Annotated in this window: 20 protein-coding genes and 1 riboswitch; of the genes, 10 read left to right on the forward strand and 10 right to left on the reverse strand. The window is 70.2% G+C overall.

What is annotated here, in order from left to right; all coding sequences use genetic code 11:
• Positions 1–14 precede the first annotated feature (14 nt).
• From EV140_RS10325 to EV140_RS10345, 5 genes are read right to left on the reverse strand one after another with little or no spacing between them, the layout of a single operon-like run.
• Complete coding sequence (locus EV140_RS10325) at positions 15–683, reverse strand: thymidine kinase (RefSeq protein WP_130283658.1); 669 nt, start codon at positions 681–683, stop codon at positions 15–17.
• The gene (locus tag EV140_RS10330; protein ID WP_096420704.1) at positions 683–1,345 is read right to left on the reverse strand and encodes a response regulator transcription factor; all 663 of its coding nucleotides are present in this window, start codon (positions 1,343–1,345) and stop codon (positions 683–685) included. The genes EV140_RS10325 and EV140_RS10330 overlap by 1 nt, the downstream gene beginning before the upstream one ends.
• Positions 1,335–1,805 (reverse strand): hypothetical protein, encoded by a 471-nt coding sequence (locus tag EV140_RS10335; RefSeq protein WP_130283660.1) that lies wholly within the window; start codon positions 1,803–1,805, stop codon positions 1,335–1,337. The genes EV140_RS10330 and EV140_RS10335 overlap by 11 nt, the downstream gene beginning before the upstream one ends.
• The gene (locus tag EV140_RS10340; protein ID WP_130283662.1) at positions 1,772–2,536 is read right to left on the reverse strand and encodes a hypothetical protein; all 765 of its coding nucleotides are present in this window, start codon (positions 2,534–2,536) and stop codon (positions 1,772–1,774) included. The genes EV140_RS10335 and EV140_RS10340 overlap by 34 nt, the downstream gene beginning before the upstream one ends.
• A complete protein-coding gene (locus EV140_RS10345; protein WP_130283664.1) occupies positions 2,533–3,738 on the reverse strand; it encodes a sensor histidine kinase in 1,206 nt (401 codons plus the stop codon). Before EV140_RS10345 ends, EV140_RS10340 begins: the two co-directional genes overlap by 4 nt.
• Positions 3,739–3,919: 181 nt before the next feature.
• On the opposite strand from EV140_RS10345, the gene EV140_RS10350 reads away from it, so the two are divergent.
• Positions 3,920–4,693 carry a LamB/YcsF family protein gene (locus EV140_RS10350; protein WP_130283666.1) on the forward strand — a complete coding sequence of 258 codons (774 nt, stop codon included), beginning with the start codon at positions 3,920–3,922 and terminating at the stop codon, positions 4,691–4,693.
• Positions 4,690–6,402, forward strand: a complete 1,713-nt coding sequence (locus EV140_RS10355; RefSeq protein ID WP_130283668.1) for a 5-oxoprolinase subunit B/C family protein — start codon at positions 4,690–4,692, stop codon at positions 6,400–6,402. The genes EV140_RS10350 and EV140_RS10355 overlap by 4 nt, the downstream gene beginning before the upstream one ends.
• Before the next feature lie 309 nt (positions 6,403–6,711).
• On the opposite strand, the gene EV140_RS10360 is transcribed toward EV140_RS10355, so the two are convergent.
• The 3 genes from EV140_RS10360 to EV140_RS10370 form a co-directional block, all read right to left on the reverse strand.
• Entirely contained in the window at positions 6,712–7,599 is an 888-nt protein-coding gene (locus EV140_RS10360) for a bifunctional methylenetetrahydrofolate dehydrogenase/methenyltetrahydrofolate cyclohydrolase (protein ID WP_130283670.1), read from the reverse strand.
• A 2-nt stretch (positions 7,600–7,601) separates the two neighbouring features.
• Complete coding sequence (gene glyA, locus EV140_RS10365; RefSeq protein ID WP_130283672.1) at positions 7,602–8,879, reverse strand: serine hydroxymethyltransferase; 1,278 nt, start codon at positions 8,877–8,879, stop codon at positions 7,602–7,604.
• 51 nt (positions 8,880–8,930) lie between these two features.
• Positions 8,931–9,013, reverse strand: a riboswitch (ZMP/ZTP riboswitch).
• 2 nt (positions 9,014–9,015) lie between these two features.
• Positions 9,016–10,356 (reverse strand): MFS transporter, encoded by a 1,341-nt coding sequence (locus EV140_RS10370; protein ID WP_130283674.1) that lies wholly within the window; start codon positions 10,354–10,356, stop codon positions 9,016–9,018.
• Positions 10,357–10,512: 156 nt separating this feature from the next.
• On the opposite strand from EV140_RS10370, the gene purU reads away from it, so the two are divergent.
• From purU to EV140_RS10390, 4 genes are all read left to right on the forward strand, one after another.
• Positions 10,513–11,322: a formyltetrahydrofolate deformylase gene (gene purU / locus EV140_RS10375; RefSeq protein ID WP_231924118.1), complete on the forward strand. Its 810-nt coding sequence runs from the start codon at positions 10,513–10,515 to the stop codon at positions 11,320–11,322.
• A 52-nt stretch (positions 11,323–11,374) separates the two neighbouring features.
• Positions 11,375–12,526, forward strand: a complete 1,152-nt coding sequence (nagA, locus tag EV140_RS10380) for an N-acetylglucosamine-6-phosphate deacetylase (protein WP_130283676.1) — start codon at positions 11,375–11,377, stop codon at positions 12,524–12,526.
• Between the two features lie 121 nt (positions 12,527–12,647).
• Positions 12,648–12,869 carry a DUF1349 domain-containing protein gene (locus EV140_RS10385; RefSeq protein ID WP_130283678.1) on the forward strand — a complete coding sequence of 74 codons (222 nt, stop codon included), beginning with the start codon at positions 12,648–12,650 and terminating at the stop codon, positions 12,867–12,869.
• Positions 12,870–12,946: 77 nt separating this feature from the next.
• Positions 12,947–13,417, forward strand: coding sequence for an FMN-binding protein (locus EV140_RS10390; RefSeq protein WP_130283680.1), 471 nt, complete (start codon positions 12,947–12,949; stop codon positions 13,415–13,417).
• A 67-nt stretch (positions 13,418–13,484) separates the two neighbouring features.
• Here the strand turns inward: EV140_RS10390 and EV140_RS10395 are convergent, their stop codons facing one another.
• Positions 13,485–16,865: a S8 family peptidase gene (locus tag EV140_RS10395; protein WP_241971410.1), complete on the reverse strand. Its 3,381-nt coding sequence runs from the start codon at positions 16,863–16,865 to the stop codon at positions 13,485–13,487.
• 268 nt (positions 16,866–17,133) lie between these two features.
• Here EV140_RS10395 and EV140_RS10400 point away from each other — a divergent pair, with 268 nt between their 5' ends.
• The 4 genes from EV140_RS10400 (at position 17,134) to EV140_RS10415 (ending at position 20,580) form a co-directional block, all read left to right on the forward strand.
• Entirely contained in the window at positions 17,134–17,625 is a 492-nt protein-coding gene (locus tag EV140_RS10400; protein ID WP_130283682.1) for a hypothetical protein, read from the forward strand.
• Positions 17,609–18,523: an FAD:protein FMN transferase gene (locus EV140_RS10405; protein ID WP_130283684.1), complete on the forward strand. Its 915-nt coding sequence runs from the start codon at positions 17,609–17,611 to the stop codon at positions 18,521–18,523. Before EV140_RS10400 ends, EV140_RS10405 begins: the two co-directional genes overlap by 17 nt.
• Positions 18,520–19,977 carry an FAD-dependent oxidoreductase gene (locus tag EV140_RS10410; protein WP_130283686.1) on the forward strand — a complete coding sequence of 486 codons (1,458 nt, stop codon included), beginning with the start codon at positions 18,520–18,522 and terminating at the stop codon, positions 19,975–19,977. The genes EV140_RS10405 and EV140_RS10410 overlap by 4 nt, the downstream gene beginning before the upstream one ends.
• 180 nt (positions 19,978–20,157) lie before the next feature.
• The gene (locus EV140_RS10415) at positions 20,158–20,580 is read left to right on the forward strand and encodes an Hsp20/alpha crystallin family protein (RefSeq protein WP_096420676.1); all 423 of its coding nucleotides are present in this window, start codon (positions 20,158–20,160) and stop codon (positions 20,578–20,580) included.
• On the opposite strand, the gene EV140_RS10420 is transcribed toward EV140_RS10415, so the two are convergent.
• On the reverse strand, positions 20,570–22,474 hold the full coding sequence (locus EV140_RS10420; protein WP_130283688.1) for a heavy metal translocating P-type ATPase: 1,905 nt from the start codon (positions 22,472–22,474) through the stop codon (positions 20,570–20,572). The genes EV140_RS10415 and EV140_RS10420 overlap by 11 nt on opposite strands.
• Positions 22,475–22,501: the final 27 nt, after the last annotated feature.

The raw sequence follows: 22,501 nt of genomic DNA on the forward strand, positions 1-22,501 counted from the left end.
AGGGTTTTCTCGTCTCAGCTGAAGTCGGGGTCGGGCGCGAGCACATCGGGGTCGAGCTCGACAGGCGCCCGCCTGCCAGAGGCGAGCGTGTCGCCGGACTCGTCGAGGTAACACGAGCCGCACAGCGACTCGTACGCGACGTCGACGCCGTCGATGGCGACCTGGTCCCCCGCAAAAATGAACCGACCACCCACGGTTCTACCGTTGAAGATGGCTTTGCGTCCGCACCGGCAGATCGTCTTCAACTCTTCGAGCGAGTGGGCGATCTCGAGCAGGCGCCGACTTCCCGGGAAGGCCACCGTCTGAAAATCGGTACGGATGCCGTAGGCGAGCACCGGAATGTTCTCGCGGATGGCGATGCGCAACAGGTCATCCACCTGCTCGGGAGTCAGGAACTGCGACTCGTCAACCAGCAGGCAGGACACGTCGCGACCCTCGTCGCGCAGCACCGCAGCGCGCTGGCGCTGAAAAACCGTGTAGACGTCGTCAGGGAGGTCGATGGTGAAGTCGACGGGGCGGGTGACGCCGAGGCGCGACACGATCGTCTGGTCGCCCTTCGTGTCGATGCGTGGCTTCGCGAGCAGCACCCGCTGGCCGCGCTCTTGGTAGTTGTAGGCCGCCTGCAGCAGCGCCGTCGACTTGCCGCTGTTCATCGCCCCGTACCGGAAGTACAGCTTCGCCATTACTGCAGGTATCCGTCCTCGGCGGCTCGCCGGATCAGTTCAGACTTCGTCGACGCTGGTCGCCCCGCTCGCGCATACTTGTCGCGCACTCGGCGCAGGTAGGTTTTCGCCGTCTCGTACTGCACGTTCATGCGAGTGGCGACCTCGTTGGTCGACAGGCCGCTCGCGTACAGGGCAAGCGCCTCCCCCTCGCTCTGCGAGAGCTTGGGGCGAGCGTGGCGCGTGGCGCCCGATGGCAGCGGCCGCCAATCGCGGGGCTGCTCGGGCGACGACTCGAGGCCCATCACCCGACGGGCGGTCTCCATGACCTCGCCGAGCGGCATCGTCTTCGTGAGGAACGCGGAAGCACCGGCGTCGAATGCCCGCTGGCGCGACTCATCCGTGTCGAGGCTCGTCAAGACGATCACCTTCGCGCCGGCAGCACGGCAGGTGCGCACACGCGCCTCGATCGACACCGGCTCTTGCAGCTGAAAGTCGAGCAGCACCAGGTCGGTCGGGAACTGCTCGCTCTGCACGAGTTCGAACCAGGTGGGCGCGGTCAGCACGAGATCGAAGTCGGGTGCGTTCGCGCTGATCCACGACGAGAGGCTGTCGAGCAGCAGCTCGTGGTCGTCGAGGATAGCCAGGCGCACGCGAGCGTGCGGGAACGCCCTAGTGTCCATACTCAAACTCTAGAACGAGGGCGCCGTCACGCTCGACCGCAACGCAGCGGCGCGCCAGACCGCGTACCGCGGCGATGAGCGGCGCAAGATCGTCGCGAACCTCCTCCGCGGGCCGCTCACTGACGGCGGCGATCCGCACCCTGAGGCCGCGACCTGCCGTAGGCGGCGCGATCGCGAGGTCGATGCGAACGGTGCCCACAGCATCCATGACGGCCGAGAGCATCGCGCGAATGAGCGTGCGCTCTTCGAGCGTTCCGGCGCGGCCGGCGTCGGCCGGGTCGTCGATGGTGACGGTGGGCGCCAGCTCGGGTCGTCGAACGATCAGTTCATCGACGAGTTCGCGTGACCAGCTGCGCTGCACGGCATCGACCAGGGTGCGACGGATGCTCGCGGCGCGTTCCGCCGCCTCGTCGCGATCAGCGATCGTCACCTCGCCCCGATCGACCACACGATCGAGCACACGGGCATCGCATCACGGCCCGCGCGGCTGATCTGCTGCTGACGGACCGAGCGGGCGACGCCGCCACGTGCCTCCCGTGCGAGGGACTCTGCACGGCGCCAGGCCCGCTTCTCCCACGACAGGACGGAGCCGTTCATCGAGCGGGCGTAGCCAACTGCGGCCGAGCCGATGATGAGGATGACGACCGAGCCGGAGATCGCGAACAGGGGCGCAGGCAGCGGCGTCTGCGCGTACGGTGACTGCAGGAGCCCCAGGACGGCCGCGACGCCGGTGTGAACGCCCGTCCAGATCGCCAGTTCGGCCGGCGATCGGTACGAGGTGAGGGCGAACAGGGTGAGGGCGACGACGAGCGGTGCCCAGTCGTCGCGGACGGCCACGTTGCCACCCCACGTTGCGAGAGCGGCGCTGATCATGAGGAGAACTAGGAGGCCGTGCAATACGAGGGCGGACGCACGCGACCACCCCGGTCGGCTCAGCCGGGTGCGGTCGACGAGAAAGACCACCGCGGCCACGAGAATCACAAACGTCGCCACCAGGAAGGGAAACGACGTCACCTGCTCGGCCTTCGTGACCGAGTCGAGTATTGCGAGCACCACCATCGACACCGCGATGACAACCGTCAGCGGGCGAGCCGCAGCGGCTGACAGTGGATCGACGTTCTCCATGCGCATCCGCCACGGGTGCGGACGAGTGCCCAGAGGGCCGATCACGGTGGTCGGGGTGGCAGTCACGGGGCACCGTCCCCCGACGCGACGACGGGTGCGGGCCTCGTGGCGGGCACTCGCAAGGCGACCGTCGTGCCGCTCCCCTCCCGCGACCACACCTGGGCCTCGCCGCCGATCGCTTCCATGCGGGCGAGGATGCTCATGTCGACACCCAGCCGACCATCCCCTCCCGGCGATGGCTCGAACCCGCAGCCTGCATCGACGATCATCGCCGACACATCATCGTGACCCGCGCCGATCACCACCTCTGCCTCGGCGACACCGGCGTGGCGGCGGACGTTGACGAGCGCCTGGCCGATGGCGCGCAGAAACTCCGCACGCGCATCCCTTTCGATGCGATCGAGCACGGCGAGGTCGCCCGAGACGGCGACCGCGAGTTCGCCCGCGGTGGCGTCAGCGAGCATCCGGGCGAAGTCGGCAGCCTCGACGGGCATGTCGTCGGGATCCTCGGCGAGCCAGTCTTCGCCCACGAGCGTCGCGAGGTCGGCAGAGATCGACTCAGCCACACCGGGCCGGAGCGGGCCCTCATCGTGCTGCGCGATCAGAGCCAGGTCGTTCAGCACGGTGTCGTGCACGAGCGCGGTCGCACGGCGCTCGAAACCGCGCCGGGTTTCCGCCAACATCTCGTCGCGCACCGCCCGATACAGCAGGGGAAGCGCCGTGCGCGCGCGGAGACGCTGCAAGCGAAGCGACGCGAGGCCGGCAACGAGAAACGCCCAGAGGATGATGGGCCCCGGCGCTGGAGTCCAGCTCGCACCGAGTGCCGTGATGACCACGGCCGACGACACCTCGGCGGCGAGAAGGCCCGCGGTGGTCCACGCCACCGCGCGCAGGATTCCCGGCCCGACACCGACAATCAAGATCACCGCCGACTTCACCAGCCCCACCGTGAAGTCGTCGTTGCGTGGCACCGTGTCGAGCTGGGCAGTGCCGATGACCGTGAACCAGGCGATGCACGCACCTCCGACGAAGAGGTAGCCCGCGCCAATGAACGCCAATGGGCTGCGATCGAGAAGAACGAGCAATCCGATCATGGGCGCGAGAACGATAAGGGCCGGCCACACGGTGATCTCGGGCAACGTGACCTGCAGGGTCACGACGACGGCAGCCGCGGCCACAAGACAGGCGGCGGCAGCGGCGTGCCCGGCGCGCACAACGGCGAGCGACGCGGTCGAGCTCGCGAGGTGCGGAGGCAACCCGAGGGGCACACGGGCTCCTTCCGTCGGGGGCGGGGTTCGCCTGATTTCGGGGTGGCGTTCGCCTGATTTCGGGGTGGCGTTCGCCTGATTTCGGGGTGGCGTTCGCCTGATTTCGGGGTGGCGTTCGCCTGATTATCGCCCGCGGCACCGACGCTCGCCATCCCCCGCGCGGGCCACGTAGGCTCGCAGCATGCCCGCGATCGACCTGAACAGCGACCTCGGCGAGGGCTGGGCCGGCATTTCGGTCGCCGACGATGATGCGATGCTGCAGCTCGTGACGAGCGCGAACCTCGCCTGCGGCGGGCACGCCGGCGACGCGGATGCGCGGTGGAACGCCGTGCACGCGGCCGTTGACACTGGCGTGGTCATCGGTGCGCACCCGTCCTACGTCGACCGGGAGGGCTTCGGGCGTCGCGCGATGGATGTTCCCGGGCCCGTGCTGGAACGGCAGATTCGCGAGCAGCTCGACGCGCTACTCGACACGTGCGACGGGATTCCGGGTGCCGTCGTGCGCTATCTCAAGCCGCACGGAGCGCTCTACTCGCGCATCCTCGCCGACGCCGACCAGGCCGACGCCGTCGCCCGAGTGGCCGCCGAGTTCGAGCTTCCCGTGCTCGCCCTCGCCGGAGTGCCGGGGTCGGCGATTCAGCGCGCGTGCGACCGCCGCTTCGTCGACGTGATTGGGGAAGCCTTCGCCGACCGGTCATATGCCGCCGACGGCACACTTGTCTCCCGGGGTTTGTCCGGCGCCGTCATCGATGACGCCGATGTCGTGCGGGCGCGCGCCGTGCGCCTCGCGACCGAGGGGATCATCGACACTATCGACGGCGGAACCCTGCGCATCGACGCCCGGAGCGTGTGCGTGCACGGCGACACGCGTGGCGCCGTCGCGCTCGCCCAGGGCGTTCGGGCGGGTCTCGACGATGCGGGAGTCGACGTGCGCCCGTTTCTCTTACACTCATGAGGGTGCTGTCGTACGGCGACCGCGCTCTGCTGGTCGAGTGCGACGGCCTCGCGGGTGCGAGGCGGGCACACCGGATGCTCGAGGAACGACGCATCGACGGCGTCACCGAGCTTGTGCCGGGCGGCCGCACCGTCCTCGTCCGGGTGGACACGCGGGTCACGGGGCTCACACACCTCGACCACTGGGTGCGGAGCGTGCTCAGCAGGTTAGACGAGTCCGAGCCAATGCGTGGTGAGGGGGCGCGCGGTGGTGTGCCGGGAGGCGACGCGCCGGGCGGGGCTGTGGTGAGCATCCCGGTTGTCTACGACGGGGAGGATCTCGCGGACGTCGCCTCAGCGTGGGGGTGCAGTGTCGACGAGGTCGTGGTACGGCACGCCGCAACCGAGTGGGTGTGCGCGGTCGTGGGGTTCGCGCCCGGGTTTCCCTACCTCGTGCCGGCCGGCGCGGGTGGCGGTGCCAACGAGCTTCCGCCCGTGCCGCGGCGGGCGACCGCGCGGCAGCGGGTTCCAGCGGGCGCCGTGGCTCTCGCTGCTGAGTATTGCGGCGTGTACCCGCGCGAGTCTCCTGGCGGCTGGCAGCTGATCGGCAGCACTGATGCCGTGCTGTGGGACGCACGGCGTGAGCCGCCCGCACTGGTGACGGCGGGCACGCGCGTGCGGTTCGAGCCGGCACGGGCAGTCGTCCGTGACGTTTCTCAGGAGTCGAGCGGCACGACGGCAGGAAACACAGGGGTCGGTGGCCGCGCTGTGGGCCGAACTCCTGAGAACCGTCACGCCCACGCGTCAGAGGTGGAGCGGATCGACGGGAAGGAGCGAGACGAGGGGGCCGCTGTGCTGCGGCTGCTCGAGCCCGGCGTACTCACGCTCGTGCAAGACCTGGGTCGCCCCGGCCTCGCCGCCATCGGCGTCGGCGCGAGTGGCGCCTTCGACCGCGCCGCGCACCGGCTCGCCAATCGCCTGGTCGGCAATGACGAGAGCGCGGCGGGCCTCGAGGTGCTACTGGTTGGCGCCGCGCTTGAGCTGCCCGCTGGCGCGTGGGTCGCGGTCACCGGCGCCGACGGCCCGGTCACCCTCAACGACGCGCCCGTCGCCCGCGCCCACCCCGTGCGAGCCGAACGCGACGGTGCCGTGCTGCGTATCGGGCCGGCGGCACGCGGGGTGCGCTACTACGTCGCGGTGCGCGGCGGCATCGCCGTGGAGTCCGTGCTTGGTTCACGCTCGCGGGACACCCTCGCCGCCCTGGGCCCCCACCCCGTCCGCGCCGGCGACGAGCTCATCGTCGGTGGCGCGGTCGCCGGCCCGGTGCCCGCCATCGACCTCGTGCCGGTGGATGCGCCGACCATTGACCACGCAGAACTTGACGTGCGTCCCGGCCCCCGGCTCGACTGGTTCACCCCCGACGCCTGGCATCGCATGCTCCATGCGGAATGGACGGTGTCGTCGCGCGCCGACCGCACGGGTGTTCGCCTCGACGGCCCCACCCTCGACCGCCGGCCAGAGTTCGCCGGCCGCGAGTTGGCGAGCGAGGGCATGACCGCGGGAGCCATTCAAGTCAGCCCGGACGGCGTCCCCACGATTCTCGGCCCCGACCACCCGGTGACGGGCGGGTATCCGGTCATCGCAGTCGTCACCGACGACACGCTCGACCGGCTTGCGCAGCTGCGCCCCGGCGCGCACGTGCGGCTACGGCTCGCCACCGGGCGCCCCTGACCCATGACAGCCGCCGGGCGAAGCCCCGGGCTCTGGCCGCGACTGCGCCATCTCTTCATAGCGAGAGGCAGGATGGCGTGTCCCCGGCCACGGGAGTCACAAGGCCGCCTGATTCTGCGTCGTGTCGCGCCGCCCCGGAGTTTCCGAGCGCGGGCTGCGTGTCGCGGTCGACGCGCCGCCAGACCGCTGCCCGCTCCGGGGCTAGACGACACTCTGCGCGTCAGACGCAGCGCAACCAGCCGCGGTAGCGAGCTACGGCGGGCGCGCGCCGCCCCAGAGGCAGGCTGGTGTGCTGGCGCGCGCCGGCACTCAGGCTGGCTGGTGCTGTCGCTCGGCCGTCTCGACCACGTTGGCGAGCAGCAGAGCCCGGGTCATCGGCCCGACCCCGCCGGGGTTCGGCGACACCCAGGCGGCGACCTCGCGCACGTCGTCGGCGACGTCGCCCGCGATGCGCGACTTGCCCGTGTCAGGGTCGGTTACCCGCGACACCCCAACATCGAGCACGATCGCCCCCGGCTTCACGTCGGCGGCCGACACGATGCCCGGCACTCCCGCCGCGGCGACGATCACGTCGGCCCGGCGCAGGTGCGCACCCAGGTCGCGCGTACCCGTGTGGGTCAGCGTGACGGTGGCGTTCACCGCGCGGCGGGTGAGCAGCGAGCCGATCGGCCGGCCGACGGTCACGCCGCGGCCGATGACGACGACGTCGAGGCCGTCCCACGAGAGGCCGTGCCGCGACACGAGTTCGATGACGCCGCGCGGCGTGCACGGCAGGGGCGTGTCGATGTCGCGCGCCGCGCGCAGCATGAGCCGCCCGAGGTTCGTCGGGTGCAGCCCGTCGGCGTCTTTCGCGGGGTCGATGCGCTCGAGGAGCGCGTCGGTGTCGATGTGCTTCGGCAGCGGCAGCTGCACGATGTAGCCGGTCACCGCGTCGTCGTCGTTGAGCTCGTCGAGCACCGCCTCGAGCTCGGCCTGGGTGGTCGACTCCGGCAGGTCGCGGCGAATCGACGCGATGCCGACCTCCGCGCAGTCGCGGTGTTTGCCCGCAACGTACCACTGCGATCCGGGGTCCTCGCCGACGAGCACGGTGGCGAGTCCGGGCACGACGCCGCGTTCGGCGAGGGCCGCAACGCGCGAACGCAGCTCGGCCTTGATCGTCGCCGCGGTCGCCGACCCGTCGAGGATCTGCGCCGTCACGCCTACAGCCCCGGGTAGAGCGGGAACGCGCCGGTCAGCTCGGCCACGCGACCGCGCAGCGCCGCCACGTCGGGGTTCGGCATGAGCGCGTGCGCAATCACGTCGGCCACCTCGGTGAACTCCTCGTCGCCGAAGCCGCGCGTTGCGAGGGCGGGGGTGCCGATGCGCACGCCGCTCGTGACCATCGGCGGTCGCGGGTCGAACGGCACCGAGTTGCGGTTCACCGTGATGCCTACCTCGTGCAGAATGTCTTCCGCCTCCTGGCCGTTCAGCGGCGAGGTGCGCAGGTCGACGAGCGCGAGGTGCACGTCGGTGCCGCCGGTCAAGACGTCGACGCCGGCGGCGCGCGCGTCGTCGGCCGTCAGGCGCTCGGCAAGGATGCTCGCCCCGCGCAGAGTGCGCTCCTGGCGGTCGCGGAATTCGGGCTCTGCCGCGACCTTGAACGCGGTCGCCTTCGCGGCGATCACGTGCATGAGCGGCCCGCCCTGCTGGCCGGGGAACACGGCCGAGTTGAGCTTCTTGAACAGCGACTCGTCGTTGCTCAAGATGATGCCCGAGCGGGGACCGGCGAGGGTCTTGTGCACGGTCGAGCTGACGACGTGCGCGTGGGGCAGCGGGGAGGGGTGCAGCCCCGCTGCGACAAGCCCGGCGAAGTGCGCCATGTCGACCCAAAGCTTCGCGCCGACCTCGTCGGCGATCGCGCGGAAGGCGGCGAAGTCGAGCTGGCGCGGGTAGGCCGACCAGCCGGCAATGATGACGGCGGGCTTCACCTCGTGGGCCTTCGCCCGCACGGTGTCCATGTCGATGAGCATCGTCTCGGGGTCGACGCCGTACGACGTGGCGTTGTAGACCTTGCCCGAGAAGTTCAGCTTCATGCCGTGGGTCAGGTGACCGCCATGGGCGAGCTCGAGGCCGAGGATCGTGTCGCCCGGCTGCGCGAGCGCGTGCAGAACGGCCGCGCTGGCCGACGCGCCCGAGTGAGGCTGCACGTTGGCGTACTCGGCGCCGAAGAGAGCCTTCGCCCGCTCGATGGCGAGGTTCTCGGCGATGTCGACGAACTCGCAGCCGCCGTAGTACCGCTTACCCGGGTACCCCTCGGCGTACTTGTTGGTCAGCACCGAGCCCTGCGCCTCGAGGATGGCGCGCGAGACGAAGTTCTCGCTCGCGATCATCTCGAGCGTGTGCCGCTGACGGCTGAGTTCCTGGTCGAGCACCGCCGCGATCTCGGGGTCGACGACGCTCAGCGGCTCGTTGAAGGACGTGGGAAGACGGTCAGACACGGGGGCTCCTTTTAGGCTCTCGGGTCGCGGCGCACCGCAACCTCACTGTGTGCTCGAGGCCCAGGCGTACGGCCCCTCACCGTGTCGGTCGCTCCCTGATGGTGACCCATCCAACGCCAGTCGCGACGCCGTTAGTCTATCGTCCCGCGCCGTCGCCGGAGGAGTCGCCCTCGCCGCCGTGGCGGTGATGGTCGGGCAGCGCGATCGACCCGGTGATGAGCGGCACGGTGCCCTCCCCCGCGATCTCGTCGTCGGTGTCGGGCGGGGTCTGCCCGCGCGCCTGCCGGCCGCGCCGTCGCACGTCGGCGCCGACGAGCAGCAGCAGCCCGGCGCCGATGATGGCCGCCTGCACGAGCGCCAAACCCGGGGTCGGAAGCACTGTGAACAGGGCGCCACCGATGGCCGCCCCACCCCCAATGCCGATGTTGAACGCCGTCGTCAGGAGTGCGGCGCCGACGTCGCGCACGCGCGGCGACGCGGCGTGCAGCAGGCGCGTCTGCAACAGCGCCGGAATACCCCCGAAGGATGCTCCCCACACCACGAGCAGGACGACGACCGCGGCGGGTACCCCGGCCAGCAACCCCAGCATCGTGACGGCGACGATGACGACCGCGAGCATCCCGTACAGGGCGCCGCGCGGATACCGCGAGCCGAGCATCCCGGCGAGCACGAGGCCGATCGCGCCCGCGCCGCCGTAGAGGAACAGGAGTCCGCCGACGGCGCCCTCGGCGAAGCCCACCGAGCCGATGAGGTACGGCGCGATGTACGTGTAGAAGACGTTCTGGCCGCCGACGACGACGAGCACGAGGAGGCAGATGAACAGCACGCTCGGAAAGGTCGCGTCGCGGCGGGCCGGAACCGCGATTTCGCCGGTCGCCAGGGGCTGCGCGTGATTCACCGCGGGCAAGAACTTGACGACGAGCGCGAGCAGCACGATCACGATGCCCGCGATGACGAGAAACGAGGTGCGCCAGCCCACGGCCGTGCCGAGCGCGGTTCCGGCGGGAACGCCCATGACGAACGCGGCCGTGCCGCCGCCGCTCGTGATCGCGACGGCGCGCGCGATCTGGTGCTTCGGCACGAGGTAGCCGGCGTAGGCACCCGCGACGGCCCAGAACAGCCCGTGCGCGAGCCCGCCGAGCACGCGTGCCGCGACGAGCAGGCCGTAGCTCGGGGCGAGGGCGGCGGCGACGTTCGCGACCGCGAAGACGACCAGCACCACGAGAATCAGGTGCTTGCGCTGGAAGCGTCGGGTTGCCGCCGCCATGGGGGCCGTGGCGACGACCACCGTGCCCGCGAAGATCGTGACGAGCAGGCCCACCTGCGGTTCGGTGACCTCCAGATCGGCGGCGATCTGCGGCAGAAGCCCCGTCGGCAGGAACTCGCTCGTCACCATCACGAAGATGGCGGCGGCGAGCGTGAACAGGCCGACCCAGGGGAAGGGGCGGGTCGCGGCGTCGGAGGAAGACGTGGTCATGGGCGAGAGGAGCTTTCGCGGTCGGCACGAGCGGAGCCGACGGACCGGGGCGCGACAAGACGTCGGGCCGACACCACCCTAACGCCCGCGCAAACTAGGCTGAAGCTCGTGAGCGACCCCCTCAACCACTGGATCGTGACCCTCGTCTGCCCCGACATGCCCGGCATCGTGCACGCCGTCACCGGAGCCATCGTCGAGGCCGAGGGCAACATCACCGAGCTGCAGCAGTTCTCGGGCCTCGAGACCGGCAACTTCTTCCTGCGCCTCCAGACCGAGACGCCCGCCGACCATGACCGACTGCACCACGCCCTTGCCCCCGTCATCGAGCGGTACGGCATGGACTGCCGCATCGACCGCGTCGGTCGCCCCCTGCGCACCCTCGTGCTGGTGTCGAAGGCCGCCCACTGCCTCAACGACCTCTTGTTCCGGCAGCGCAGCGGACAGCTGCCGGTCGAGATTCCCCTCGTGCTCGGCAACCACCCCGACCTCGGCGAACTCGCGTCGTTCTACGGCGTGCCGTTCGAAGCGCGCCCCGTCACGAACGGTGACGAGAAGGCGGCGATGGAGGCGCGCATCCTGGAAGCGGTCGATGAGCACGACATCGAGCTCGTCGTGCTCGCCCGCTACATGCAGATTCTCTCGCCCGAATTGTGCGAGCGGCTCGCGGGCAAGGCCATCAACATTCACCACTCGTTCCTGCCCGGTTTCAAGGGCGCGAACCCCTACCGCCAAGCGCACCAGCGCGGGGTGAAGTTGATCGGCGCGACCGCGCACTTCGTCACGAGCGACCTCGACGAGGGCCCGATCATCGAGCAGAACGTCGTGCGGGTCGACCACACGCGGTCGGTCGCCGAACTCGTCGCTATCGGTCAGGACGAAGAGAGCCGCACCCTCAGCCAGGCGGTGCGCTGGTTCGCCGAAGACCGCGTGTTGCTCGACGGACAGCGCACGATCGTCTTCCAATAGTTCTGGGCAACCTCGCGCGGCAGCGCCGCCGCACCCACCCGAAGGGCACGCGATGACCACGACCCTCATCACCGACGTCGACCTCCTGGATGCTCGTGGCCGGCGCCCCGACTCATGGATCCTTCTCGACGGCGACCGCATCGCGGCCGTCGGCGAGGCGGGCGTCGCCGTACCCGCCGCCGACACCGTGCACGCCCTCGCCGGGCACACGCTCACGCCCGGCTTCATCGACCTGCACGGTCACGGCGGCGGGGGTGCCGCCTACGACAACGGCGAGGACGAGATTCGCGCAGCCCTCGCCGTGCACCGCGCGCACGGCACGACCCGCTCGGTCATCTCGCTCGTCGCGAACCCGCTTGAGCAGATCGAAGAGTCGCTGCGTCTCGTGGCCCGGCTCGCTGCGGAGGACCCCACGATTGTCGGTAGCCACCTGGAGGGCCCGTTTCTCGCGATCGGCCGACGCGGCGCGCACGCGCCGGAATACCTGTCGGAGCCCGACCCCGTCGTGATCGCGCGATTGCTGGATGCGGGCGGGTCGAGCATCCGCCAGGTGACCATCGCGCCCGAGCTGCCGGGCGCGATCGCCGCCGTTCGCCAGTTCGTCGCGGCGGGCATCGTGGTCGCCGTCGGGCACACGGAGGCCGACGAGAAGCTCACCCGTGAAGCGTTCGACGCCGGCGCGACGCTCGTGACGCACATCTTCAACGCGATGCCGGGCATCCACCACCGCGACCCGGGGCCCATCGTCGCCGGGTTCGACGACGACCGGGTCACCCTCGAACTGGTGCTCGACGGCGTGCACGTGCACCCGTCGGTGGCGCAGATGACGTTTCGCGCGGCTCCGCACCGGGTCGCGCTCGTCACCGACGCGATGGCCGCAGCCGGCGGCGACGACGGCTACTACCGGCTCGGCTCGCTCAACGTGACCGTGCAGAACGGGGTGGCGATGCTCAACGGCACCCAGACGATCGCGGGGTCGACCCTCACCCAAGACTCGGCGCTCAAGTGCGCGGTCACGACCGCGGGCGTCGACGAGGCGCGCGCCGTCGAAGCGCTCACCCTCACCCCCGCCTGCGTGCTCGGCCGCGACGACGAGTGGGGCCTGCTCGAGCCCGGCTACGCGGCCGACGTCGTGGCGCTCGACGCCGAGTGGAACGTCGAACGAGTGTGGGCGGCAGGCAGTGTGGTCGGAGACGACGCATGAGCGCGGGTGGCGAGCGCCGGCTCGCGTTCGACGACCCCGCCGCAACATGGACCCGCACCCCGGTTGAGGTTTCTCATCACGACAACCGCATGACGGTCGAGGCGGCCGATGGGAGGACGCGATGAACGAGATCGTCCGCATCCGTGCATCCCGGTTCGCCGATGCCATCGTCGTTCGGGCACGTCTCGACAGCGACACCGACTGGCGGCTCGTGCGGATGGCACGATTCCCGCACGCCGACGCCCGTATCGGCCCGATGGCCTGCGCCCCGTCGCGGCCAGGATTGCGTGCCACGTTCACCGACTGGCGCGTGACAGCGCCCGACGCAGCCCTGCACGACTGAGCGTCTCGCCCCCGAAGTGGGGGACATCCGCGACCGCGTCTGTGTCGAACGCCTTTCGAGAGAAAGGACGCGCGCGCATGCTCGCACCCCGCACGACCCAACGCCGTGCGCGCACGGCCGCCATCGTCGGAGCGCTCGGCACCGCCGCGACCATGACGGGATGCGCGCCGCTCGATGCGCTGATCGGCGGGCCCAGCGTCGAACGACTCGACGGGGCCACCGCGGTCGACCCGGCTGCCGAACCGGCGAGCTATGCCGCCGGCTTGTATGCGGGAAACGGCACCTACACCTCGCCCAACGGTCGCGAGAACATCGTGGTCTTCGTGACGCTCGCCGACGGGGGCGTCGTCACCGACGTCTCGGTCACTCCAGGGGCCAATAATCCCACCGTCGCGTTCTACCAGGGGGAGTTCGCCGAGGGCATCGCGGCCGAGGTCATTGGTCGGCACCTCGACGAGCTGGACGTGACGCGGGTCGCCGGCTCGTCACTCACGAGCGGCGGCTTCCGGGAGGCACTCGAGCAGATTCGCTCGGACGCGCGCCCATAAAGACAGCTGTGGCCGGGGACCCGAATACCCCGGCCACAGCGCCTCACGCCCCGTCGGGGCGGTGTGCCTAGATCACCTCATCGGCGCCTTTGGGCTTCTTCGGGCCGGGCGGCTTCTTCGGCCCACCCTTCTGCTTCGGCTCAACGACGACGCCGTCGCTCGTCTGCGACACCGACTCTCCGGCCGCATCGGTCGCCGTCACGACGACGGTGAGCGTGCGCCCGACGTCGGGCTTCTTGAGCTTCAGTTCCGGACGGGTGCCGGGCTTGCCCGGCACGGGCTTGCCATCTCGCAGCCACTGGTAGGTGAAGGTCAACTTCTCGCCCTCCCACTCGCCCGTGGTGGCGCTGACCGTCTGCCCTTCGACCGCCGTGCCCTCGATGACCGGCGGCGCGACGGCGACCGGACCAGTCACCGGAGCCTTTCCCGTGGCGACCGTGAGGATCGTCGACGCGCCCGTGTCGCCGTACTCGATGATGCCGAGGTACGAAGCCTCGGGCTCGAGACCGCTCCAGGAGGCCTGGAACGTCGTCTCGACGCCCTGCTCGCCCGCAAGGACCGCCGGGTCGAGCACGAGGTCGCTGCCGCCTGACGTGACCGAGGTGACCGTCAGGTTCCACGAGGCGACGCTCGGCGCAAACCAGACGTCAGCGTAGATCAGGTAGGTGCCCGGAACCGGGTCCACGAGATCGATGCGCTCGCTGGCTGTGGCCGTCGCCGAGATCCAGCCCGCGACGGGCGTGCCCGCAGCGTTCAGTCGGTACACGATGAGGTCGAGGTCCGACTCCGGGTCAAGCGCCTCGAGGTCGAAGCGCGTGAACTGTGAGCCCTCCGGCACGGTCACCGTGTAGGCCTCGAAGTCACCGGTGGCACCCGAACCCGAATTCGCCGACTCGGGGTCGGCCGGGTCGGCGAGCCGCTCGCCAAGCGAGAGACCGGTCGACGCGAGCGCGATGTCGCCCGTGCCGCCCGGTGTGACCGCGATCTCAACCGAGCCGTCAACACCTTCGCCCTCGGCGTTCGCCGGGGCGATGATCGTCACCGGCTGCACCGCGATCGGCGAACGAACCGTGGTGTCGCCCGACGTCCACGTCAGCGACCCCGTCGCGTACGTGTCGAGCGTCGCCGTGGTGCGCGTGAAGGTCACCTCGAAGGTTGCCATCTCGCCGGCCGCGCCGAAGCTCAGCGTCGAGGGCGACACCTGCACGTCGATCCCCGCAAGGCCCTGAATCGACGACGTGAACTCCCCCGCCTGCGTCGACGTGACCGTGCGCGTGACCGTCTTTGATCCCGTCACGGCACCCGCCGCGATCGACGCGAGGTTCAGGTTGCTCGCCGCGATGGGCTCGACCCCGATGTCGTAGCCGATGCCCTGAATGTACGCGTCCCAGTCAGCCGGACCGTTCAGGTACAGCAGGCCCGGCTCGAAGAACCGGGTGGGGTCGGCGTGACCCGCGCCCTGAATGAAGGGGTTCGTCACCGCGCTGCCGTCGGCGGCGCGCGTGTCGTAGGCGGTGGTCATGATTGCCGATTTGACCTCCGACGGCGACGCCGTCGGACGCTCACCGAGGTACAGCAGGGCCAGGCCCGCGATGTGCGGAGCCGACATTGACGTGCCGCTCAGGAAGCCGTACGTGGGCGTCTCGCCCTCACGGTTCGAGGTGGCGGCAAGAAGCCCCACACCCGGGGCCGAGATGTCTGGCTTCAGAATGTCGCTGCCGTCCGCGAGCACCGGGCCGCGCGACGAGAAGCCGGCGACCTGAGGTACCGGGGTGACGACATCGGTCGAGTTGCCGGCCGCGAAGCTGACCGTCGCCCCGTCAGTTGCCGCGTACGCGCGCACCGCGTCGCGATACTGCGCATCGAGGTGGATGGTGGGTACGGAGTGCGCATCGGCGTCGACCGATCCCGGGGCCACGTTCACGTGCAGCATGCCGGCTCCGCCAACGCGCTGCACCTCAGCCGACTTCGCGACTCGGTCGTACACGCCGCGGTCGCAGACCACGATCATGTCGGCCTCGACAAGTTCGGGGTCGAGCGAGCCCGGGGCACACAGAGCGATGTCCTCCGCACTGGCCGCTGAGGTGTCACCCAACTCGGTCGAGAGCACGAGCGGGCCCTCGAGCGGCTCGGCACCCTCCGACATGTCGACCGTGATCGACGCGCCAGCGAAAGCCTCGCCATTGCCGAGAGTCGCCGTCGCCTCGTACGAGGGGATCGTGCTCGCGGCGACGGTCGTGATCCACGGAGCAGCGTTACCGAGCGTCGAGAATCCCGGACCGGAGTTGCCTGCCGATGCCGACACGAAGACGCCGGCGACGGCCGCACCGTAGAAGGCCTGGTCGATGACTGTCACCGTGCTCGTCGCGGCACCGCCGCCGATCGAATAGTTGATGACGTCGACACCATCGGCGACCGCGGTGTCGATACCCGCGAGCAGGTCGCTGGTCGCGCATCCATCATCGGTGTTCGTGGTGGGGTCGGGTCCGTTCCAGCAGACCTTGTACGACGCGATTTTCGCCGCGGGTGCAACGCCCGAGATCGGCCCGAAGTCGATGCTGGCAACGTCGGCGTCGACGCGGTGGTTGCCCGCCGCGGTACCCGCGGTGTGCGAGCCGTGGCCGTCGCCGTCACGGGGCGAGAGGAACTCGCCCGGCCCGGTGTTCTCGTCACCGATGCGGTTCTCACCGAAGCCGTTCACGAAGTAACGGGCACCGATGATCTTCGTGGAGCAATCGTCGACCGTGAACTGCACGCCGGTCTCGCAGACACCGCTGAACACGCCACCATCAGACTTCTCGAACACGACGCGGTCGCCGTCGCGGTACGGCGCGTTGCCCGGCGTCGTTCCGAGCGGCTCGCCCGCGAACGACGGATGCTCGGGGGCGATTCCCGTATCGAGCACACCGATCACGACGCCCTCGCCAGCGCTCTCGGCGCCGCCGATCGCCTCCCAGACACCGCCGGGGCCGTCCAAGCCGAGGAACTCGGTGCCCGTCTCAGCCTGAATCTGCTGCAACTCGTCCGGGATCAGGGCGACGACGTCGCGGCTGGCGGCGAGTTCCGCTGCCTGCTCAACACTGAGCTCGGCCGCGAAACCGTTCACGGTCACGGTGTACGACTCGTCGACGCTCGCGCCCACCTCGGCTGCCACGGCGTTCTGCCGCTCCCGGAGGTATTCGCGGTAGTCGGCGACCGGCGAGCGCCGAACGTCGAGACGCTCGTTACCGCGCGGGGCCGTGCGTGCGAGTCCGGACACGCCGCCTTCGTATGTCGCTGCCGCCTCGTCGGCGAGAACAACGATGTAGCGGCCCGGCTCGAAGGTGATGGGCGACTGGACGATGGCGGGCTTTGCGGTCGGCGCGGTCGGCGTGACGGCGCCGGCGGTGACCGGCCCGGCGATCGCACCGGTGATGACGAGCGCCGCGCCGGCCACGCCGGCGAACACAGATCGAATGAGGGGTGGTGCCGCGGCGCGGCGTGAGCGTTGATTCACGAGCGGGGGTGGCCCTTCTGATGCGTGGGGCCGCCGCTGTTCGACTCCCCCGGTTGGATGACCCTAGGCACCCCGAACAGGGGTAGACCGGAATTTCTACACAGGCACTGCACAGGTGTGAAAAGCAATCCCCGACGGACACCACAGCGAATCCCCATCGAGGTCAGTGATGCTGGAAGCCCGCCGACCGCCGCCTGTACGCCGAGACCCCGGAGCGCCGATGACCCGCCTCACCCGCCCCGCCGCACTGCCGCTGTACACCGCAGCCGCCTCGCTCACCCTCGTGGGCGCCCTGGCTGGGTGTGCCAGCGAAATGCCCGCGACACCCGCGCAGCCCGCACCCGACTCAGGATCTACCGGTGCAGAGCCGACCGAGCCCGGCGCCGACGACGGTGCCGCGCCGATCACGGGCGACTTCGCCGACGGCACCTACACCGCCACCGGTTCGTACATCTCTCCGAACGGCACCGAGACGATCGACGTCGAGGTCACGCTCACCGACAACGTGATTTCTGCCGTCACCGTGGGGACGAACCCGACGAACCCCACGACGTCGCGTTTCCAGATGATGTTCTCGGGCGGCATCGAGGCAGAGGTCGTCGGCCAGCGGGTCGACGAGGTCGAGGTCACGCGCGTGGCCGGGTCATCGCTGACCGGTAACGGCTTCACCGATGCGCTTGAGCAGATCAAGGCGGATGCCCTCAGCAACTGATCCGGTCGTCTGGGAGTTCGAGGCGATCGGTGCCCCCTGGCGCCTCGACGTGCATCCCGGAAGGGAGAGCGCCGGCGGAACGGACGCAGATCGCGTCGCCGTCGACGAGCGCATCGCGCAGTTCGACCGCGACTGGTCGCGATTTCGTGACGATTCGCGCATCGCGGCTATCGCGCGCACTCCCGGCCAGCACTCCCTCGCGGCAGACGCGGGGCCCCTCATGCGCCACCTCCGCGAGCTGTACGAAGTGACGAACGGTCGCGTGAATCCTCTCGTCGGCCGCAGCCTCGAGCAGCTGGGCTATGACGCCACCTACCGCCTCACACCGGCGGGCGACCCTATCGCGGCGCCCGCCTGGGATGACGCGATCGCACTCACAAAGGACGGCGGCGATGGGGCGCTTGCACTCGACACGGCCTCCCCCGTCGTGCTCGACGTGGGGGCAGCCGGCAAGGGGTACCTCGTCGACCTCGTCGCGGAGCTGCTCCTCGAACGGGGGGCGGCCGGAGCGGTCGTTGACGGCAGCGGTGATCTGCGCGCGGCGGGTGAGGCGAGCATCCGTGTCGGGCTTGAGAACCCGGCCAATTCCGAGCTCGTGGTCGGCGTCGTCGAGCTCGCGGCCGGGCGCGCCCTCGCCGCGTCAGCGCCGAATCGGCGCGCGTGGGGGCCAGGCCTTCACCACCTCGTCGACGCGATGACGGGCCGGCCCCTCGCACTCGACGTCATCGCGACGTGGGCCGTCGCCGACTCCGCGCTCGTCGCCGACGGGGCGGCCACCGCGCTGTTCCTCGGCGAGCCCACCGAAATCGCTGAGCGGCTCGGCGTCGAATACGTACGGATGCACGCTGACGGCCGCCTCGAGGCGAGCCCCGGCTGGGAGGGAGAGCTGTTCCGATGAGAGCGACGATCGACCGCGTCACCGGTCAGGTCAGCATGTACCGACTGACCACGATCGCACTCTCCGCCGTGCTCGCCGTCGGACTGCTCCTGGGCTCCCTCGGCGTGATCGGAGTCAACCCCTACGGACTGCTCGCGACGCTCGCCGTCGTGGTCGTGGCCACGCTCGGCGCGAACGAGGCGGCGGCGCGGCTCGCGCGTGTCGTTCCGCATCGCGAGTCGAGCGTCATTACCGCCCTCATCATCGCGTGTCTGGTGCCGCCCACCGTCGCCACCCTCGACCTCGTGGGGGCGGCGGTCGCGGGCATCGTCGCGGCATTGTCGAAGTACCTGATCGTCTGGCGTGGCCGGCACATTCTGAATCCGGCGGCGACCGGGGTGCTCGTCGCGGGACTGCTGCAGCTGACGGTTGGCATCTGGTGGATCGCGACGCCAGCGATGCTGCCCGTTGTTGCCCTCGGCGCCCTGCTGCTGCTCGACCGCACCCGCCGCCTCGACATCGGCCTCATTCTCATCGTCGTGACGGTCGCCATCATCGGCACGCGTATCGCAGGCACCGGCCCGAGCGCGCTCGACGCCTACGGATCGGTGCTCTTGCTGTTCCCCGTGGTCTTCCTCGCCGGCTACATGCTCAGTGAGCCGCTCACCCTGCCGCCTCGGCGCTGGCAGCAGTGGTTGGTGGCCGTCGTGACCGCGCTGCTGTTCTCGATTCCTTTTCAGTTCGGGCCGCTGTACACCTCGCCCGAACTCGCGCTCGTCGCGGCCAACATCGTGGGCTTCGCCGTGTCCCGCCGCGGCGGGTTCTCGCTACGGCTCACGGGGTCGCGCGCGCTATCAGACAGCGCGACCGAGTTCACGTTCGCCCCGTCTCGCCCCGTGCCCTTTGAGCCGGGTCAGTACCTCGAATTGCACCTCCCTCACCGCGCCGACCGGCGCGGCACCCGGCGCATCTTCTCGATCGCCTCGGCCCCCGAGCACGACCAGATCTCGCTCGGGATGCGGACGCCCACCGACGGCTCATCGTTCAAACGCGTCCTCCGCGAACTCGACGAGGGCGCGACCGTGCAGGCCACGCAAATCTCGGGCGACTTCCTCCTGCCGCGCGACCCCGCAACACCGGTGGTCATGGTCGCCGGCGGCATCGGCGTGACCCCTTTCGCCAGTCAGCTCGCCTCGGCAGCCGCGCGCGGCGAGAGCCGCGACGTGCACGTCGTCTACGTGCCGTCGCACCCCGGCGAGGTGCTCTACCGCGACGTGCTCGAGAGCGCGGGGGCGACCGTCACCGTCCTCGACGACACCCCCGTGACGGCGGATGCTCTCCTCACCGCCGTGCCCGATCTCGCCTCCCGGCGCGCGTACGTCTCGGGAGCACCGTCGCTCGTCGCCGACGCCGCGACGGCGCTCCGGCGCGCGGGGGCGCGCCGGGTGCGCACGGACTACTTCGCCGGGTACTGACGCAACCCGGGAGCGTGGGATTCCCGGGCGACGAGCACCGTGCATCCAGAATTTCGCCGTGCGCGAATCGCTAGCACTCTCGACAGTCGAGTGCTAAATTATCGGTGGTTGAGTCACTCCGACTCAACTTCACCACTACCCGCCACACCGGCGGGCGACGTGACCGAAAGGAGCCACATCATGACCATGTTCTTCGACCCGTTCCGTGAGCTCGACCGCGTCGCCGGCACGCTGCTCGACCGCCGCGAAAGCCCCCGGCTCATGCCCATGGACGTCTACCGCGACGGCGACCACTACGTGCTGACCGCCGACCTGCCGGGCGTCGACCCGGGCAGCGTTGACGTTGACGTCGACGGCCAGCTGCTCACCATCCGCGCCGAGCGCACCCCGCGTTCGCAGGAGGGCGTGCAGTGGCTGACCCGCGAGCGTCCGGCCGGCGCCTACCTGCGCCAGCTGACCCTCGGTAAGGACATCGACACCGAGAGCATCAGCGCCCACTACGAGAACGGTGTGCTGAGTGTGATGATCCCCGTGCTCGAGAAGGCGAAGCCGCGCAAGATCGCGGTCGAGACCACCGGCACGCGGGCAGAAGTCACCGCGTAAGCTGCGGCACACGCCGCGACGGACGGGCCGGTACCCCACGGGTGCCGGCCCGTACTGCACGCAGGGCCGCGAGAATCGCGACGAGGTCGACGACCTCTTGCAGGAGCGCTCCGACAACAGCCGGCAGCAGGCCGACCGACGCGATGAGCATCAGGCCGACCGAGATGATGATGCCGAGCCAGATGCTTTGCAGGGCGATGCGCACCGTCTGGTGTCCGATGGTGATCGCCTCGACGACGCGGGAGACGTCGTCGACGAGCACGACAGCATCCGCGCTTTCGCCGGCCGCGGTGGCGCCGCGCGCGCCCATCGCGATGCCGACATCGGCCACCGCGAGCACGGGAGCGTCATTCACGCCGTCGCCGACCATCACGACGGGGCGCGGCTCGGCCTCGCGCACGATGCGCACCTTGTCGGCCGGCAGGCACTCGGCGTGCACCTCGTCGATGCCGAGCGCGTCGGCGATGGGGCGGGCGGTGGCCTCGACGTCTCCGGTCACCATGAGTACGCGGGTGACGCCGAGCGGGCCGAGCGCGGCGACGGTCTCGGCCGACTCGTCACGCACGCGATCACGCAGGACGATCGTGCCGGCGAAGAGCCCATCGACCGCCGCGTAGACGGCTGCCTCGCCGCTCGGCAGCTCGGGGCGGATGATCGGGGCCGCGTCCTCAGCGATCGCCTCCGCCACGAACGCCGGCTTTCCGACGACGAGCGCGCGCCCGTCGAGCGTCGCGGCAACGCCGTGGGTCGCGACCTCGCGGGCGTCGGTCGAATCGCTGAGCGCGAGACCGCGTCGCTCGGCGGCTTGCTGCAGTGCTGCGGCCAGCACGTGCGACGAGTAGCGTTCGGCGCTGCCCACCAGTCGCAGCAGCTCGTCGGCGCTGAGGTTTGCCGTGCCCTCGCCCGCGGCCGGGCGCACGTCAACCACCTCGGGGTGGCCCTTCGTGAGCGTGCCCGTCTTGTCGAAGGCGACCGTGCGGGCGCGTGACAGTTTCTCGAGCGTGCCCGCGTTCTTCACGACGACGCCGTTGCGGGCGGCGCTCGACATGCCGCCCATGAACGCGACGGGCGCGGCGATGAGCAGCGGGCACGGGGTCGCGACGACGAGCACCTCGGCGAACCGGACGGGGTCGCCGCTGACCGCCCAGGCGATGCCGGCAATGGCAAGACTTAGCAGGGTGAATGGCACGGCGTAGCGATCGGCAAGGCGCACGAGCGGGGCCTTCGACTCCGACGCCTCCCGCACGAGTTCGACGATGCGCTGATACTGGCTGTCGGCGGCGAGCGCCGATGCGATGATCTCCACCGCGGCCGGGCCGTTGACCGAGCCGCTCGCGACCTCGTCGCCGCTCTCCTTGTCGACGGGCAGGCTCTCGCCGGTGAGGGATGACTCGTCGAAGGCTCCCTCGAGCGAGTCGAGCCGAGCATCCACGGGCACGATCTCTGCCGGGCGCACGAGCAGTCGGTCGCCTACCGCGACCGCGTCGACGGGAATGTCGACGATCGCGCCGTCGGGGCCGATACGGTGCGCGCGCTGCGGAACCCGGTCGAGCAGGGCGCTCAGCTCGCGGCGGGCTCGGTTCTCGGCGTAGTCCTCGAGCGCCTCACCGCCGGCGAGCATGAACACGATGATCAGGCTCGCCCAGTACTCGCCGACGAGCAGCGTCGCTGTGATCGCCATGACGGCGAGCAGGTCAAGCCCGAACTGCCCGCTGAGCAGCCTGCGCACCATCGACACGCCCTCTTTGAGGGCGACGGCCGCGGCAAACACCGACACCAGGATGCGCGCGGCCAGTTCCAGCTCGATCGCCAGCAGCACGAGACCCACCGCGCCGACTGCCAGCGCGGCAGCGACGAGCGGGTAATGGCGGAGAGCTGCGACGGCACGCGTCATGCCTCAGGTTTACTCGGAGGGCGCGGT

The sequence above is a fragment of the Microcella alkaliphila genome, from assembly GCF_004216855.1.
GTDB classification, from domain to species: Bacteria; Actinomycetota; Actinomycetes; order Actinomycetales; family Microbacteriaceae; genus Microcella; species Microcella alkaliphila.

Coding starts and splice junctions, on each gene's coding strand:
- EV140_RS10330 (WP_096420704.1), bottom strand. CDS start 1,345: ATGGACACTAGGGCGTTCCCGCACGCTCGCGTGCGCCTGGCTATCCTC.
- EV140_RS10415 (WP_096420676.1), top strand. CDS start 20,158: ATGACCATGTTCTTCGACCCGTTCCGTGAGCTCGACCGCGTCGCCGGC.
- EV140_RS10355 (WP_130283668.1), top strand. CDS start 4,690: ATGAGGGTGCTGTCGTACGGCGACCGCGCTCTGCTGGTCGAGTGCGAC.
- EV140_RS10410 (WP_130283686.1), top strand. CDS start 18,520: ATGAGAGCGACGATCGACCGCGTCACCGGTCAGGTCAGCATGTACCGA.
- EV140_RS10400 (WP_130283682.1), top strand. CDS start 17,134: ATGACCCGCCTCACCCGCCCCGCCGCACTGCCGCTGTACACCGCAGCC.
- EV140_RS10325 (WP_130283658.1), bottom strand. CDS start 683: ATGGCGAAGCTGTACTTCCGGTACGGGGCGATGAACAGCGGCAAGTCG.
- EV140_RS10370 (WP_130283674.1), bottom strand. CDS start 10,356: ATGACCACGTCTTCCTCCGACGCCGCGACCCGCCCCTTCCCCTGGGTC.
- EV140_RS10405 (WP_130283684.1), top strand. CDS start 17,609: ATGCCCTCAGCAACTGATCCGGTCGTCTGGGAGTTCGAGGCGATCGGT.
- EV140_RS10390 (WP_130283680.1), top strand. CDS start 12,947: ATGCTCGCACCCCGCACGACCCAACGCCGTGCGCGCACGGCCGCCATC.
- EV140_RS10385 (WP_130283678.1), top strand. CDS start 12,648: ATGAACGAGATCGTCCGCATCCGTGCATCCCGGTTCGCCGATGCCATC.
- EV140_RS10350 (WP_130283666.1), top strand. CDS start 3,920: ATGCCCGCGATCGACCTGAACAGCGACCTCGGCGAGGGCTGGGCCGGC.
- EV140_RS10420 (WP_130283688.1), bottom strand. CDS start 22,474: ATGACGCGTGCCGTCGCAGCTCTCCGCCATTACCCGCTCGTCGCTGCC.
- purU (WP_231924118.1), top strand. CDS start 10,513: ATGCCCGGCATCGTGCACGCCGTCACCGGAGCCATCGTCGAGGCCGAG.
- nagA (WP_130283676.1), top strand. CDS start 11,375: ATGACCACGACCCTCATCACCGACGTCGACCTCCTGGATGCTCGTGGC.